8 protein-coding genes are annotated in these 16,911 nt (G+C 39.3%); all 8 read left to right on the plus strand.

All coding sequences use genetic code 11. The features are described 5' to 3' along the window. Positions 1-95: 95 nt before the first annotated feature. The 8 genes from dgt to GKR61_RS02630 all read left to right on the plus strand — a co-directional run bounded on the left by dgt (position 96) and on the right by GKR61_RS02630 (position 16,865). Positions 96-1,628 (plus strand): dGTPase, encoded by a 1,533-nt coding sequence (dgt, locus tag GKR61_RS02600; protein WP_036952594.1) that lies wholly within the window; start codon positions 96-98, stop codon positions 1,626-1,628. Positions 1,629-1,833: 205 nt separating this feature from the next. Next, positions 1,834-3,165 (plus strand): 23S rRNA (uracil(1939)-C(5))-methyltransferase RlmD, encoded by a 1,332-nt coding sequence (rlmD, locus tag GKR61_RS02605; protein ID WP_154600104.1) that lies wholly within the window; start codon positions 1,834-1,836, stop codon positions 3,163-3,165. Positions 3,166-3,181: 16 nt separating this feature from the next. Continuing rightward, the gene (gene relA / locus GKR61_RS02610; protein WP_036952589.1) at positions 3,182-5,413 is read left to right on the plus strand and encodes a GTP diphosphokinase; all 2,232 of its coding nucleotides are present in this window, start codon (positions 3,182-3,184) and stop codon (positions 5,411-5,413) included. A gap of 276 nt (positions 5,414-5,689) precedes the next feature. Then, a complete protein-coding gene (mazG, locus tag GKR61_RS02615; RefSeq protein ID WP_154600103.1) occupies positions 5,690-6,484 on the plus strand; it encodes a nucleoside triphosphate pyrophosphohydrolase in 795 nt (264 codons plus the stop codon). A gap of 364 nt (positions 6,485-6,848) precedes the next feature. Next, positions 6,849-8,486 (plus strand): glutamine hydrolyzing CTP synthase, encoded by a 1,638-nt coding sequence (gene pyrG, locus GKR61_RS02620; RefSeq protein WP_036952584.1) that lies wholly within the window; start codon positions 6,849-6,851, stop codon positions 8,484-8,486. Positions 8,487-8,550: 64 nt separating this feature from the next. After that, on the plus strand, positions 8,551-9,852 hold the full coding sequence (eno, locus tag GKR61_RS02625; RefSeq protein WP_154639528.1) for a phosphopyruvate hydratase: 1,302 nt from the start codon (positions 8,551-8,553) through the stop codon (positions 9,850-9,852). A 207-nt stretch (positions 9,853-10,059) separates the two neighbouring features. Then, entirely contained in the window at positions 10,060-11,862 is a 1,803-nt protein-coding gene (locus tag GKR61_RS17650; RefSeq protein ID WP_230083107.1) for a T3SS effector HopA1 family protein, read from the plus strand. Positions 11,863-11,897: 35 nt separating this feature from the next. Further along, positions 11,898-16,865, plus strand: a complete 4,968-nt coding sequence (locus GKR61_RS02630; protein WP_230083108.1) for a TcdA/TcdB pore-forming domain-containing protein — start codon at positions 11,898-11,900, stop codon at positions 16,863-16,865. Positions 16,866-16,911 lie beyond the last annotated feature (46 nt).

The raw sequence follows: 16,911 nt of genomic DNA on the forward strand, positions 1-16,911 counted from the left end.
GTCGTAGATGGCTAAAGTGTAACATCGAAAGGTGGGTTTTCCTCTGCCTTTTCTTTGGAGATTCAGGAATAAAACGGTAAGGCATAGAGGCTAGCATGGCGGGAAAAAAGATTAATTTTGTTAAAAAACTGAGTTTCCAGCGTAACTATATGAGCAGTGCGAAAAATCAAAAAGTCTCACCCGATGATGAAGATGCCGTAAACCGTCTCTTTGAAAGTGACCGTGGGCGGATTATCAACTCCGCTGCGATTCGTCGTTTACAACAGAAAACCCAAGTTTTTCCCCTTGAACAAAACTCCGCCGTACGCAGCCGTTTAACCCATTCTCTTGAAGTCCAACAAGTTGGGCGCTACATCAGTAAAACGGTGTTGGGTGAGCTGAAAAAGAAAAAAATGCTTGATGAATATGGGTTAACGGACCGTTGTGATGCCTTTGAAAGCCTGGTGGAAATGGCGTGTTTGATGCACGATATTGGCAACCCGCCGTTTGGGCATTTCGGTGAAGCGGCTATTCAACGCTGGTTCAGTAAATTGTTATCGCCAGATTATCTCTTCACGCCAGAAACGACAGACCCTTGCAAAATTAAAGCGTTACAACTGACTGGTAATGAAAAACAGGATCTATTTCGTCGTCAGCTTAAGCGTGATTTATGCTCGTTTGAAGGGAACGCTCAAGGGCTGCGCATGGCGCATCGCCTGCTCAAGCTGAATTTAACCTACGCCCAAATTGGCTCTATTTTGAAATACACTCGCGGCGCTTATGACCTTGAGCCTATCCCGCCAGAATTTGATTATTTAATGAAAAAACCGGGCTATTATTGGTCTGAAGCGGATTTTGTCAGCGAGTTAAGTAAAAAATTGGAAATGGGAAAATATTGCCGTTTTCCGCTCTCTTATATCATGGAAGCTGCGGATGATATTTCTTACTGTATTGCGGATTTAGACGATGCAGCAGAAAAGGGCATTTATACCGTTGAGCAGCTAATTGAATACCTAAAAGCGGAGTGGGGCGAGGTAAAATCTGGGGATCTCTTCGACCAAACTATTTTGCGGGCATTCAATAATATCAGCGATAACCACACAAGGCGCATTCAGCAAGATCAGTTTTTTATGTATTTGCGTGTCAATATTACAGGAAAACTCGCCCATTACAGTGCTCAGCGCTTTATTCAAAACCTGCCTGAAATTTATCACGGCAGCTTTAACAGCGCGTTACTTGAGGATAAAAGCCAAGAGCATCGCCTCTTAAAAGCTTTAAAAACAGTGGCGTTTAAGCATGTGTTTAATCACCATGAAGTGGAAGAGTTAGAGCTACAAGGCTACCGAATTATTAGCGGGTTGTTAGATGTTTACAGCCCACTATTGATGATGGATAGAGAGGATTTTGCGGCATTAGTGGCACAAAATTACCATAAACACTTTTTTATCGAAACTCGCCTATTTCATAAGTTATCGAATAAACATCGACTCTCCTATAACGAAGCCTTGGAAAAAATTTCAGTCACCAGCGATGCGGATAAATCGATGCTAGAGTTTTATTATCGAGCCAGACTGCTCCAAGACTACATTAGCGGAATGACTGACCATTATGCTTATGAAGAGTATCGAAAATTTATGGTGACGAATTAACGCTGATAAAAAAAGTCAGTATATAGCGTGACAAAAAAACTAAGTGGTCACTAATTTTGGTAAAAAAAATGCTATGATAGCCCGCTAATTTGTCTACCCAATTATCAGGCAGTCGCAGTGATAAAGTAAGCCGTTATAAAGTAAATATGGGCTTACCACCTGTGGCTTGAAATAGAATTTATTTAACTCCGTTTAGTGACTACTTATGGCCCAATTTTACTCGCCAAATCGCCGCACCACCCAACGCCGTCAAATCACGGTTCATGTCGATAGTTTAGATGCCGCTGGGCAAGGCGTAGCTCGTCATGATGGCAAAGCCATATTTATCACTGGTTTATTACCAGGGGAAGAGGCGCAAGTCGAACTGACGGAAGATAAACGTCATTTTGCCAAAGCCAAAGTCATTAAACGCCTTAGCACTAGCCCGCAACGAGTGAAACCCCGCTGCCGTTATTTTAATCAATGTGGTGGCTGCCAACAGCAGCATGTAGAGATTGGGCTTCAACGCGAAAGCAAGGCGCAGGCTTTACAACATTTAATGGGGCGGGAGACTGGCTCTGTACTGCCACCTATTTCGGTGATTGGCGGTGAAGAATATGGTTATCGTCGCCGCGCGCGTTTGGGGCTGCAATATCAAAATAAATCTAATCACTTAATGATGGGATTTCGCCAAACGCAAACCAACACGCTGGTGGACATTAAAAGTTGCTCAGTATTGCACGCAGAACTTGATGCACTGTTAGCGCCATTGTCCATCTGTTTAAATCAGCTATCGATTGCCAGCAAATTAGGGCATGTAGAGCTGATTCACGGGGATAACGGCAATCTTATCCTACTACGCCATTTAACCCCTGTTGACGCATCTGATAGAAAACACTTGCTAGAATTTGCCAAGTCTCATGGACTTAGTATTTGGTTAGCAGGGAATGAAGGTCAGTTAGTCCCGCTTGAGGCTGGCTCCATTTTACCTGAATATCAGGTGGCGGGTGAAACCTTACAATTTAGCCCTGCCAATTTTATTCAAGTGAATGGTGAAATTAACCAGCATATGGTGGCACAAGCCTTAGCATGGTTAGATCTAAGCCCAGAAGATAGGGTATTGGATCTTTTCTGTGGGATGGGTAACTTTACGCTGCCAATTGCCCGCTTAACAAAAATAGCGGTAGGCGTTGAAGGTGTTGAAAATTTAGTCAATCAAGCCAGAAATAACGCCCAGCGCAACTCAATTGAGAATGCGGCGTTCTATAATGAGAACTTGGAAGAACAGATTCACACTCAGCCGTGGGCGCAAGAAGGTTTCAATAAAGTGCTGCTAGATCCTGCTCGAGCAGGCGCCGCTGGTGTAATGGAACATTTAATTAAACTGATGCCAGAAAAAATTGTCTATGTTTCTTGTAATCCAACAACGTTAGCAAGAGACAGTAAAGTTTTGCTTGAAGGCGGGTATCAGTTATCTCAATTGCGGATGTTGGATATGTTTCCGCAAACTAGTCATCTGGAATCCATGGCGCTATTTGTTCGTAGCCCAGAGGTGTAACAGGTAGGGAGAATATATGGTTGCAGTAAGAAGTGCGCATTTAACCCCAGCAGGTGAATTTGCCCCCGAAAAATGGGTTAATGATTTGGGTTTGAATAATAAACAATCAGAAGAAAAACTCATCCATACCTGGCAGTATTGTCACGATAAATTATCGGGGCAGGATATTGCGCCTCTGCTACTGTGGCGCGGCATTGAAATGACCGAAATTCTATCCACGCTCAGCATGGATATTGGTAGCTTACAAGCTGCGTTGCTGTTCCCTTTAGTTGAAGAGGGAAAACTCGACGAACAATCCGTTATTGATGATTTCGGTCAATCCATTCATGCGCTGGTAAAAGGCGTGATTGAGATGGATGCCATCCGCGAACTTAAAGCTACTCAATCTAACGAAACCAGTTCCGTACAGGTGGATAACATCCGCCGTATGCTGTTGTCGATGGTAGAAGACTTCCGCTGCGTGGTCATTAAACTCGCCGAGCGTATCGCTCATTTACGTGAAGTCAAAGATGCCAGCGAAGATGAGCGCGTCTTAGCAGCGAAAGAGTGTTCCAACATTTATGCACCGTTGGCAAACCGCTTAGGGATCGGGCAATTAAAATGGGAATTAGAAGATTTCTGTTTCCGTTATTTGCACCCTGAGGAATACAAAAAAATTGCGAAATTGCTGCACGAGCGCCGTATTGATCGTGAAGAATACATCGACAATTTTGTTAGCACACTGCGCAAATATATGCTCAAAGAGCAAATTCAAGCTGAAGTGTATGGCCGACCAAAACACATTTACAGTATTTGGCGCAAAATGCAGAAGAAATCCTTAGCATTTGGCGAGTTATACGATGTGCGTGCGGTACGTATCGTGGTTGAACGCCTGCAAGATTGCTATGCGGCGCTGGGGATTGTGCATACTCATTTCCGTCATTTACCCGATGAGTTCGACGACTATGTAGCGAACCCAAAGCCAAATGGCTATCAGTCGATCCATACAGTGGTTTTAGGTCCAAATGGTAAAACACTAGAGATCCAAATCCGTACCCGCCAAATGCATGAAGATGCAGAGCTGGGCGTTGCTGCGCACTGGAAATATAAAGAAGGTGCAAGTGGCGTAGGTAAGGGCAGCAGCTACGAAAACCGCATTGCATGGCTGCGTAAACTCATCTCGTGGCAAGAAGAGATGGCAGATTCTGGTGAAATGCTGGATGAAGTACGTAGCCAAGTGTTTGATGACCGAGTGTATGTGTTTACGCCAAAAGGCGATGTGGTGGATTTACCAACAGGTTCAACGCCGCTCGATTTTGCTTACCATATTCACAGTGATGTCGGACACCGCTGTATTGGAGCGAAAATTGGTGGCCGTATCGTGCCATTTAGCTACCAATTGCAAATGGGCGATCAGATTGAAATTATCACCCAGAAGCACCCAAACCCGAGTCGCGACTGGCTCAATCCTAACCTCGGTTATGTGACAACCAGCCGTGGACGGGCGAAAATTCAAAACTGGTTCCGTAAACAAGACCGCGATAAAAATATTCTGGCGGGACGTCAAATTCTCGACAGCGAATTATCTCATCTAGATATCAGTTTACGAGATGCAGAAAAACAGTTGATTGCCCGTTATAACGTACACTCACTGGATGAAGTCCTTGCGGGAATTGGCGGCGGTGATATTCGTATCAACCAATTGGTTAACTTCCTACAAGCTAAGTTTAATAAAGCGACGGCAGAGGAAGAAGATCGCGCTGCGATGAAGTCGCTGGAGAATAAATCCGGTGTCCCAAGAGCACCATCCCACGGTAGTGGGCGTGTGGTGGTCGAAGGGGTCGGCAACTTGATGCACCATATTGCTCGTTGCTGCCAACCAATTCCGGGTGATGAAATCGTCGGCTTTATTACCAAAGGTCGTGGAATTTCGATTCACAGTGCGGATTGTGAACAGCTTGCCGAGCTGCAAAGCCACGCGCCAGAGCGTGTGATTGATGCAGTTTGGGGTGAAAACTACTCTAGCGGTTACTCGTTGGTGGTAAGAGTGATAGCCAATGACCGCAGTGGATTATTGCGCGATATTACGACAATCCTCGCGAACGAAAAAGTCAACGTGCTAGGGGTAAGCAGCCGCAGCGATGTGAAGCAGCAGCTCGCCACTATCGATATGACCATCGAGCTGTATAATATCGAGGTGTTGGGAAGGGTGCTTTCGAAACTGAATCAGTTGCCGGATGTTATCGAGGCGAAACGCCACTCTTCCTAATTTTCTTCATATTTTGGCGCGCAGCGTTGTTGGCTGCGCGCGCTCGCCCTAGTCACATACTTATGTATGCTCCTAGGGTCTTGCTTACTTGCCGCCTAGCTGCACATCCAAACTATTTTGAAAATCTACTTTCGGTATATTTGGGTATGATCTTGAAAAGAGTTTTTTCGTTGTTTAGTTAATAAAAATCTGAAAATTTAGCGTATTCAATTCAATTTGGTTAAGGTATAACCCTCATTAAAACACCATGTAATTATTTTTTGATAAGGGTTAAATATGCAGCAGGGCAATAAACAAATTGAACGGTTACTCACTATTATGGCGCGTTTGCGAGACCCGCAAAATGGCTGTCCGTGGGATACGCAACAGACATTTAAAACCATTGCCCCTTATACCCTTGAAGAAACCTATGAAGTTCTAGACGCCATTGAACGGGAAGATTTTACCGACTTAAAAGGCGAGTTGGGGGATCTTCTCTTTCAAGTGGTGTTCTACGCGCAAATGGCACAAGAGCAAAATCTATTTGATTTTGATGATATTTGCCAAGCTGTCAGCGACAAACTTGAACGCCGCCATCCTCATATTTTCGACGAAAACAACCAACTCAGCAGCCAAGAAGCCATTGCAGGTTGGGAGCAGCGTAAAGCCAAAGAGCGTGCAGAGAAAGACCAATACTCAGTGTTGGATGATATCCCGAATGCACTTCCTGCCTTAATGAAAGCCTATAAAATTCAAAAACGTTGTGCCTCAGTAGGCTTTGATTGGGATACACTGGGTCCTGTGGCTGGTAAAGTCACCGAAGAGCTAGCAGAAGTGATGGAAGAAGCCACTCAAGCAGTAGTGGATGAACAGCATCTTGAAGAAGAAATTGGTGATTTACTGTTTGCGACAGTGAATTTATCCCGCCATTTAGGGCACAAACCTGAGCTTGCCTTACAAAAAGCGTGCAGTAAGTTTGAACGCCGTTTTCGTGAAATCGAAAGACGATTAGCAAAAACTGGCAAATCGACAGAAACTGCTACACTTGATGAGATGGAAGCATTGTGGGTGTCTATCAAATTAAATGAATAACCCAATTCAGACAGCTAAATTTTGCAAAGAATGCTCGTCGATAATGATAGTCACGGATTGAAATAGTTATTCAAAATCAAACAATCGGCAAAATGATGTTTTTTCAGTGATAGATTAAGCTGAAAGGATTTAGCATTTACACAAAAATGTGTTAATCTTGCAAAACAGTTGAATAGCACCCTAGAAAGTGACTATTTATCAAACGATAAATATTTTTATTTTTAACTTGCTGATTTATTTAAGGTATTAATGAAAACTAGCCTTATTGCGCTTAGAACATTTGTAGGAGATTTAAGGTTCGGGTATACTGTTTTCCCGTCCTGTTATATCCATCATCTTTTAAACCTAAACGTTCAGGTTCAGCATGAAAACTAATTATATTTTTGTGACCGGCGGGGTCGTATCCTCTCTGGGTAAAGGCATTGCCGCAGCCTCCTTGGCGGCTATACTCGAAGCCCGTGGACTCAATGTGACCATTATGAAACTGGATCCCTACATTAACGTAGATCCAGGCACAATGAGCCCAACCCAACACGGGGAAGTTTTCGTTACAGAAGACGGCGCTGAAACTGACTTGGATTTAGGTCATTATGAGCGTTTTATTCGTACCAAAATGACACGTCGCAACAACTTTACGACTGGACGTGTTTATTCTGAAGTCCTGCGCAAAGAGCGTCGTGGCGACTACTTAGGCGCGACCATCCAAGTTATTCCTCATATCACTAATGAAATCAAAGATCGCATCATCCGTGGTGGTGAAGGTCATGACGTCGTATTAGTCGAAATCGGCGGTACAGTCGGTGATATCGAGTCTCTACCATTCCTAGAAGCTATTCGTCAAATGGCTGCGGAAGTGGGCCGTGAGCGCACACTGTATATGCACTTAACCTTAGTGCCATACTTAGCGGCTGCGGGCGAAGTGAAAACAAAACCAACACAGCACTCTGTGAAAGAGTTACTGTCAATTGGTATTCAGCCAGATGTGCTGATCTGTCGTTCAGATCGCGTCATTCCTGCGAATGAGCGCGCGAAGATTGCCCTATTCTGTAATGTTCCAGAAAAAGCGGTTATCTCTCTGAAAGACGCAGATTCAATCTATAAAATCCCTGGCATGCTGAAGGCGCAAGGTTTAGATGAATACATCTGTAATCGCTTCCGTCTTGACTGCAAAGAAGCTGATTTATCTGAGTGGGAACAAGTTATTTACGAAGAAGCCAATCCAGCAGGTGAAGTTACCATTGGTATGGTGGGTAAATATGTAGAATTACCAGATGCATACAAATCAGTTATCGAAGCACTGAAACATGCGGGTCTGAAAAATCGCTTAACAGTGAATATTAAGCTGATTGATTCTCAAGATATCGAAACCCGTGGCGTTGAGTTACTCAAAGGTCTGGATGCGATTTTAGTTCCTGGCGGTTTTGGTTCTCGTGGTATTGAAGGCAAAATTCTGACGGCACAATATGCCCGTGAGAATAAAATTCCTTATTTAGGTATTTGTCTGGGAATGCAAGTCGCTCTCATTGAATTTGCACGTAATGTTGCGAATATGAAAGACGCGAACTCCACTGAGTTTGATGCAGATTGCAAATTCCCAGTTGTTGCGCTGATTACTGAATGGCGTGATGAAGATGGCAACGTTGAAGTGCGTTCTGAAGAGAGCGACCTTGGCGGTACAATGCGTGTTGGTGGTCAGCAATGTCATTTAACCGATGGCAGTTTAGTGCGCGGTATGTATGGCGCAGAAACAATTGTTGAACGTCACCGTCACCGTTACGAAGTGAATAATCTGCTGTTGAAACGTATCGAAGATGCGGGTCTGAACATTGCAGGTCGTTCCGTGGATAATAAACTGGTTGAAATCATTGAAAATCCAAACCACCCATGGTTTGTGGCTTGCCAGTTCCACCCTGAATTCACTTCGACCCCAAGAGATGGTCATCCGTTGTTTGCAGGTTTTGTTAAAGCCGCTGGTAAGTACCAGAAAGGTGAGTTGAAATAAGATACGGGGAAGTCGGCAATTTTCGCCAACTTCCCGAAATTTAACTTGTACTGAGGAAAACCTAATGTCCAAAATTGTTAAAGTGATCGGTCGTGAAATCATTGATTCTCGTGGTAACCCAACTGTTGAAGCTGAAGTACATTTAGAAGGTGGTTTTGTTGGTTTAGCTGCGGCTCCATCAGGCGCATCTACAGGTTCTCGTGAAGCACTGGAACTGCGTGATGGTGATAAATCACGTTTTCTGGGTAAAGGTGTTCTGAAAGCTGTTGCCGCTGTTAACGGTCCAATCGCTCAAGCAGTTATCGGTAAAGATGCTAAAGATCAAGCAAATATCGATAAAATCATGATTGACTTAGATGGTACTGAAAACAAATCTAAATTCGGTGCAAACGCAATTCTGGCAGTTTCTTTAGCAAACGCAAAAGCAGCAGCTGCGGCAAAAGGTATGCCTCTGTATGAGCATATTTCTGATCTGAATGGTACTCACGGTCAATACTCTATGCCTCTGCCAATGATGAACATCATCAATGGTGGTGAGCACGCAGATAACAACGTTGATATCCAAGAATTCATGATCCAACCTGTTGGCGCACCGACTCTGAAAGAAGCGGTACGTATGGGTTCTGAAATTTTCCATCACTTAGCAAAAGTACTGGAATCTAAAGGTATGAATACGGCTGTTGGTGATGAAGGTGGTTATGCACCTAACTTAGAATCTAACGCTGCTGCACTGGCTGCTATTAAAGAAGCGGTTGAGCAAGCGGGTTATGTTCTGGGTAAAGATGTGACTCTGGCGATGGACTGCGCAGCTTCTGAGTTCTACAACAAAGAAACTGGCAACTATGAACTGAAAGGCGAAGGTAAAACCTTCACTTCACAAGAGTTCACTCATTACTTAGAAGAACTGACTAAACAATACCCAATCGTTTCTATCGAAGATGGTTTAAACGAATCTGACTGGGATGGTTTCGCATACCAAACTAAAGTTCTTGGTGACAAAATCCAATTAGTTGGTGACGATTTATTCGTAACTAACACTAAGATCTTAAAAGAAGGTATCGAGAAAGGCATCGCTAACTCAATCCTGATCAAATTCAACCAAATTGGTTCTCTGACTGAAACATTAGCTGCGATTAAAATGGCGAAAGATGCTGGCTATACTGCCGTTATCTCTCACCGTTCAGGTGAAACTGAAGACGCAACTATTGCTGATTTAGCGGTTGGTACTGCTGCAGGTCAAATCAAAACCGGTTCTATGAGCCGTTCTGACCGTGTTGCTAAGTATAACCAACTGATCCGTATCGAAGAAGCTCTGGGTAACAGCGCACCATTCAACGGCCTGAAAGAAGTTAAAGGTCAAGCGTAATTTATATTCGCTTAGATTAAATTGAGAAAAGGGACGAGAAATCGTCCCTTTTTTTATTTAAAAAAAATGCTTTTGAAAGTATTTAAAATCTATAAATAATACAGATTAACTCTATTTAGTCATTTTGAAAGTTTGTGTTAGTAATAGGATAACAATCTAATAGGATTGTTGTATTAACTAATATGAATACTAAATAGGGATATAATTATGCCGACAAATAGTCGTAATTCATTGTTAACTGAAACAAAACATCTTTATCAATATGCCAATAGTAATACGGCTATTAAGAAATTAGTGATGGAGATAAAGACAGAATATAAAAATAATGGATCTTGGAGTTCATCTTCAGTTAAAAAACTAAAAATAATAGAATCAAATCTTTCAAATTTTATATATAAAAAATACAGTTCAAATAAGCCTATAGATGCAAGCAGCTTAACTAGTGAAGAGCAAAAAGAATATTTGGATAAGTTTAAATTATTAGCTGAAAATAATTCAAATATTGAAATTAGAATTCAAGGAAAAAATGAAGACTATTTTAGTCACTTATCGGATAGTGATCTCTTAGATGGTGATGCTTATCGTCTTTTACCCAAGGACTTCAATGGGCGATATAAAAATAATTCGATGTTAATGTCACGATTAACAATTAATGTGAAAAAAGAGCATTACTTTTCATTAGCTGAAGCACTAGTCTATTTGTATGAACGAGATCCTCATAATAAAATTATGCAGTCAAAGATTATGGGACCTAAAAAATTAGGTAACTTAACAGATCAAGCTGTTATTTATTTTCCCAATGCAAATTTACAAGATGCAATTGAGATTGCGAATGAATTAAAGGAACTATTACCTGAAGATGCATTTGTTGAACATGTACCTATAGGGATGCACCGTATTGATAAGGGAATCTCTTATTCTGAAACCTTGAAAAATCAATCGAGCAGCCATGGAGAAGTAAGAGCAGAGATAATGGCTAAAGCTGTGTCCGAGTCATTATTAACAGGGACGCCTGTAGAGGAGTGTCTTGACCATCAGCTAAGTATCTATGGTTATTCAGTTGAAAATCCAGCATTGATCTCTCAATCCGTTCGCGAGGCTAGTCATGATATTAGTTTAGCTGGCAGCAATCATGGGGTAGAGGTATTACCCAGTAAAGATATTAATATTTTTAAACAGGATCCTATAAATTTTTCTCAGCAGTATATATTGAATGCGAAAGAATTGAATACAATTTTACAGTTACCATCGGAAGGCAAAGTTATTTTTAATAAAAAGATTGGTCACGGTTATTTTATTGAGTATGTAGATGATAGTTATAGAAATGATGACTTTAATTCTATTGATTGCTATTTTTTAGAATCAAAAATGAGAAGTAAAGATAGTCAACAAGTTGAATATATTGATATCCCTAAAAAAAATTCGGAAATACAATTTTTATTTACAGGGCAATTGCGTGGTGGTTCTATTATTGTTACAGAATTGAATAGTGAAACATATCGAGTATATAGGGATAATCGAAGTGATGCATCTTTATTATATGATAATGTCGTGATGGCTATTGATGAGCGAGATTACAATATTAAAGAACATAATATTACTAAAGCTAGCGTATTTATGCATTATAATGATGGAGAGTGGAGCCTTATTTTTCAGCCGCAAAGAAACGATAGTTCATTAAATCCAGAAAGTAATATGGTTATAAGGCAAAAGCCTGGAGATTACTCAAGAAAGCAAAGAATGCATGATTTTTATATTTATAGAAATAAGATACATCAAGAACTGAAAGATTTGGCTAGTAATCTAAATATTATATTTAGTGATATACCTGAAAGTGAAGATATGTTGCAAGAGCCATTAGAGCAAAGTGCATCAGTAAACACTTGGTTGGATATAGGTGAGTGTATAAAATTAAAATTAGATATCCAAAATAATAAGCTAAATGAAAAATGTAAATTCTTAGAATTTGAACTTTCAATACAACCGATAGCAATAAAAGACAGTATCTAGAAAGCCTTATTAAAACGAATAAAACGATTGTTTCATTGAATAAAAGAAAATACGGGAATTTACTTTATGCTTTACGAGAGGTGGAACGGAGTTGGATATGGATCAGTACTAAAGAAAAACATGGGACAGATGCTGTTATTCAAACAATTGATCATGATGAAAATATAGAAGTAAATGCCAGCTCCGAATACCACCTTACTATTAATGAACGCTATGAAAATTTAATTTATTCACATAAGTTAACTCGAAACCTACGATTTAAAAATGAATTTAACCTAGGTATTGAAGATTATAAAGAGATTAACATTCCTGGTTTTGATGTATCAATGAATTCAAATAAATTAAAGAAATTGTATGTTACTGGAGAATATACAGCAAAAGAAAGAGGTGCACTATATCGCCAAATTCAAGATGTAAGTTATTCTGAATATATTTCAAAGGTTTTAAATCAAACAGGGAAGATTAGTGAGTTATTTTCTTCTTTAGGCAGTAAAACAAATCGGTTAATACCACAAGATTTTTATTTATCATTAATAAGAAGTGATTCAGGTGGTCGCTGTTACCCTTTAGTGAGAACGATGTCTGTAGCATTAGCTCTTAATGGACATACAGGTGCTGATAGATTTATTGATAAGCTATATATGGCAGCGGCAGCGCCTGAAAGTAAGGATGCGCTATTATTACAATCGTCACTCAAAAATCTTCATTCCAATGTTAGTGCGGTTGAATCCTCCTTTTCTCATGGCGTGATGGAATTGAAGAAAATACAGACATTACTAGATATCAATGAAGAAACAAAAATGTTTGCAATGAACAGTAAAAGCCATTCGATGCTAGTTGGGAAGGTTGTAGAAAATGGGAAAAGTACATATTATTTTTACGATCCTAATTTTGGTTTATTTTCCTTCAAAAATAGTAAACGATTATTTGCAGCCTTAAAGATTTTTTTTATTGATAAGAAAATGGCAAGTTATTATAGCGCTTTTGAGCGTAATAATAATCCTGCATTTGAGTTAGTCTTTATTGATGTCGGTCGTATGAAAGATGTTCCTATCGGTAATCATTTGACTGTAAATGACTTAGTTTCATCTGAAGAATTATCAATAAAGTCATTAAGAGAAAAGGAAATCGAGGATTTATTCCATCAACAAAATGAAATTATCCATGACACTCAATTGAAAACATCTTTAGTGATTTTAGATGCGGAGCAATGGGCTGAAAATATCGATCAATCTCTAACAATATTAACAACAGAAAATAAATTGGATGAAAACTGGATACCATTATTTTCGTCAGTAGAGTCATTGGGTAATGAAAATTACAAAATTCAGTTCGTTAATATTAAGGACTCAAAGTTAACTTGTTGGGTTGAAACTAAAGATAGTGTTTTTATGCGATTTCAGCGCCATTCCTTAGAACAAATGGGAATCTTCAGACAATATTATACATTTGAAGAAAACCATCTACGTGAAAAGTTTGGTGAAGCAAGTTCTTCATCATTTGATGGATTAAATGCAGGTATTGCAATCCAATCAATAATTCAATGGGCAGAAGAAAAGAATCATAATAATGTATCAAAAGGAAAAATATCATCAAATTTATATTTAGCATTAAAAATTCATAGCTATGTTAATTACTCAATGATGGCACATGGTGCAATGAATGACATAGTAAAAATCAATGATATTGTTAAATTAGAGCTAGCTCAAGAAAATGAAATAGCAGGGAAAGGAATGAATTTTTTCTTTTCATCAATGACAAAAACAGCGAATGAAGGAATGACAGTTATTTTTAGTGGGGCCTTAGTTGGTTTTGATGCTTATGAATTATCAAATGCGGAAAATGATCCTGAACGTATTATATTTGGCACTCAACTTGCTTTTGACTCTGCTAGTTTTGCAGCAGGCTCTGGAGGAATAGGATTAGGTATTGCTGGATGTACAGGGGCCGCAAGTGCTTTAGGGAGCGCTAGTGTTCTTGTGGCAGGGTTAGGTATCGGATTTGTTGGATTAGCACGTAATTTTGCAATCATTGGTGAGGATGCAAAGGCAGTTGGACGCTATTTTTACACACTAGATGAAGCTTATAAAGGTAATGGTTTTGATTATATTTCAGATAAAAATATGCTCATTCCAAAATTTGGTGCGGTATTTAGTACTATCTCTCTTAGAGATAGTAAAATTGAATTTGATAGTCAGTATATATATCGTACAAAACCGAATTCAGCAGGAGGTGGACGGAAAAATTATATCTTTTGGGCTGGTAATTTTCCCTCGATGCTATTGGATAAATCTAAAGCCATAAATATTCGTCAAGGAATTGGTTATGAAAACAAAGAGCGTGATATTGATTTTCAACATGTGGACACAATAATCCTTCCAGTTATACCTAAGTCTTATATAAAATACAGTTATAACTTATGGCCCGGTTGTACATCGCGTAATGATAGTGGCTTTAATGTTATTAGGCGTTTAGAGAAAAAAGATAACTTTGATTATGACTTTTACATATTCCCAAGTGAAAATACGATTACCCAAATTTTTCATGAATATGTAGATACATCTATAAATATTGTTCTTGATAAAAAGGACCGTAATTTAGTTATACCTCAATTAGCATCGGAATGGTATGGAAAGATTGAGTATCATATACAAGGCTATGGCGGTACATATAAATTAACGTTGAATAAAGGTGTCAAAATTAAGCTAACTGATGATTCATCTAATAATCAACATTCTAAGTGGATTATTGATATTAGTCAGTTAGGAAGTAATTATGTTGAGATAAAAAATGGTCAGTTGATAGTAGATGGAATCATTATTGATGTCGATTCCAGTAGTATTCAAGGAATGATACTATTTATTGATAAAAATAATGAAATACAAAAAGTTACTTTCTCATCACAACAAATGAGTATCCTTAGTGAAGATGAAAAAAAATGGAAAGAGGGGCCACAAGGTTTAACTCAACATTTACAACATTACGCTGAACAGAATCAAAATCATGGGCAATATGTTGTGATAGAAAATCATCAATATAATAATGAAAATGTTGGGCGGGCGTTCTATGAAGTCAGTTCTCAGCGCTATATTTTTATTAGTAGTACGAATGAAAATAAACAAAATGCAGTTTTTAGCACAACTGTTGGTCAAAACGCTTATTTTTACTTGCCGGAACAGAAAAAGATATGGGAAGTTGATATTGCTACAGGTGTGATTAATGCTGAATACCAATTAGAAAATAAAAATAATCGGAATTTTGAAATACTACAATTATGGAAAGGTGATGGACATATTTATTTTTCGTGCCGTTATTCTGATACTTATGAAGTTGCCAATTTTCAGCTTAAGGAAAATCAAGTCGAATTATTGGGTTTAAATGCAGATTCAAGATTATTAATGCGTCTTGCAGAAACGCCGACTCAATCTTCATCACAATCCCCTCACTCATTTCTACAGAGTTATATGCTTAGCAGTACCTATAAATTACATGGTCAACAAGTACAACATATGGATGCGATTTTAGGTCAAACAGTTACTATCTCAGGCGTCGATGGTAATCAAGTATTGCACCGCTATTGGTTGAGAAAAACGGATGGTTTACTTATCAAACCTAATTTATCCCCTTCTTTAGGCTATGGAGAAACACCGACAAATATTCGATTACACCAAAGTCATTGGCCTATTCCATCTGACCTCACATTAGTTGGTAGTTTGTTCGATAAACAAGGTACTGAGATTTTCTATTTTTATAGCAAGAAGAATAAGGAAGTTTATCGCCAAGAAGGGCCAGGACAAGATGTACTTAATGTGATTAAACCGACCGCATGGTTCTTAAATACCCCTTTTAGTTTACAAAATGTGGTGTTCTTACAGGGGAAAATTTTTATGTCTGATGCGGATGGAATTGTCAGCCGAATTGATGCAGAAGGGAAATTCCATGTGGTTGCAATCAATGAAACTTGGTTTAATCAACGAGCGGAATGGTGGAAAGCATTAGGTGATTACTACTGCTGTCAGCCTATTATGTTAATTGGATTACAGGATTCGACAGGTCAAGACTCCTTTCCCGGTTGGTTTGTTAATGGTGAAATTGTGATAGCACACGAATTATCACTGAAAAATGAGATTAAATTTTGGGGTTTTGATGAACAGAAATCAAGTGCTTTACTTTTCGATTCTACGACAAAAAAATTGTATAGGCAGCCTGTGGTGAGTGAACGCCAATTACGGTTGGCGTTTGCGCAAGGCTCAACACTTTTAAAGCATGAGGATCTACCTTCTGCTGAGGATATTTATCCCAATTTGCAATTTTCAAATATTAAACAGATTGGTCACGGGCTATTACTTTCAGCGGTGAGCGGTGAGATTATCTATATCGATATACTAGAAAATAATGGAATGCATATAGGCTCTTCGCTAGTCATACGTGGTGGAAGAGAGAATGATGTATTGTCTCCATCGACCATTAAGAATGTCAAAAATATCGTATTAAGCGCAGGTGAGGGTGAGGACACTTACTGGATTTCACAAGAAGTTTGGCAGCACTATCATGGAATTATCATTGATAATAATTCACATGACTTAAAGTTGGATACATTGATATTACCCATTGAAAACATAGATGAGCTACTCGTGAATCAACATGGGGATGATTTATTGATTACGGATGTTAGCCAAAATACTGTACTGGTTTTACGTCAGGTTTTTGGGGATCAGAAAGCGTCTCATCAACATTTGCAATTACGTTTTATTAACCAGCCAAATAGTATTCCTCTTGAGGAATTTATGAGTCAGCATCTGCTCATAATGACTGACGACTTGGTAGAAACAAACATTAGCATACCAAACTACAGTGATATAGAGAGTGACGTGGATATATCACTATTGTCAGGGTACACATCCAGTCTTGAACAAAAAGAATCTTTAGGGGTATCAGGAATGCAGACTGAGCAACTGCCTCAAAAGAGACTATATTATAGCCTGTTAAATTCCCCTTCCTAAGATAACAAAGAAAAATGTAAGCCAGTCTAAGTTACACAATTAGCTG

It is taken from the genome of Providencia sp. wls1916 (assembly GCF_009706585.1).
Taxonomy (GTDB): Bacteria; Pseudomonadota; Gammaproteobacteria; order Enterobacterales; family Enterobacteriaceae; genus Providencia; species Providencia lanzhouensis.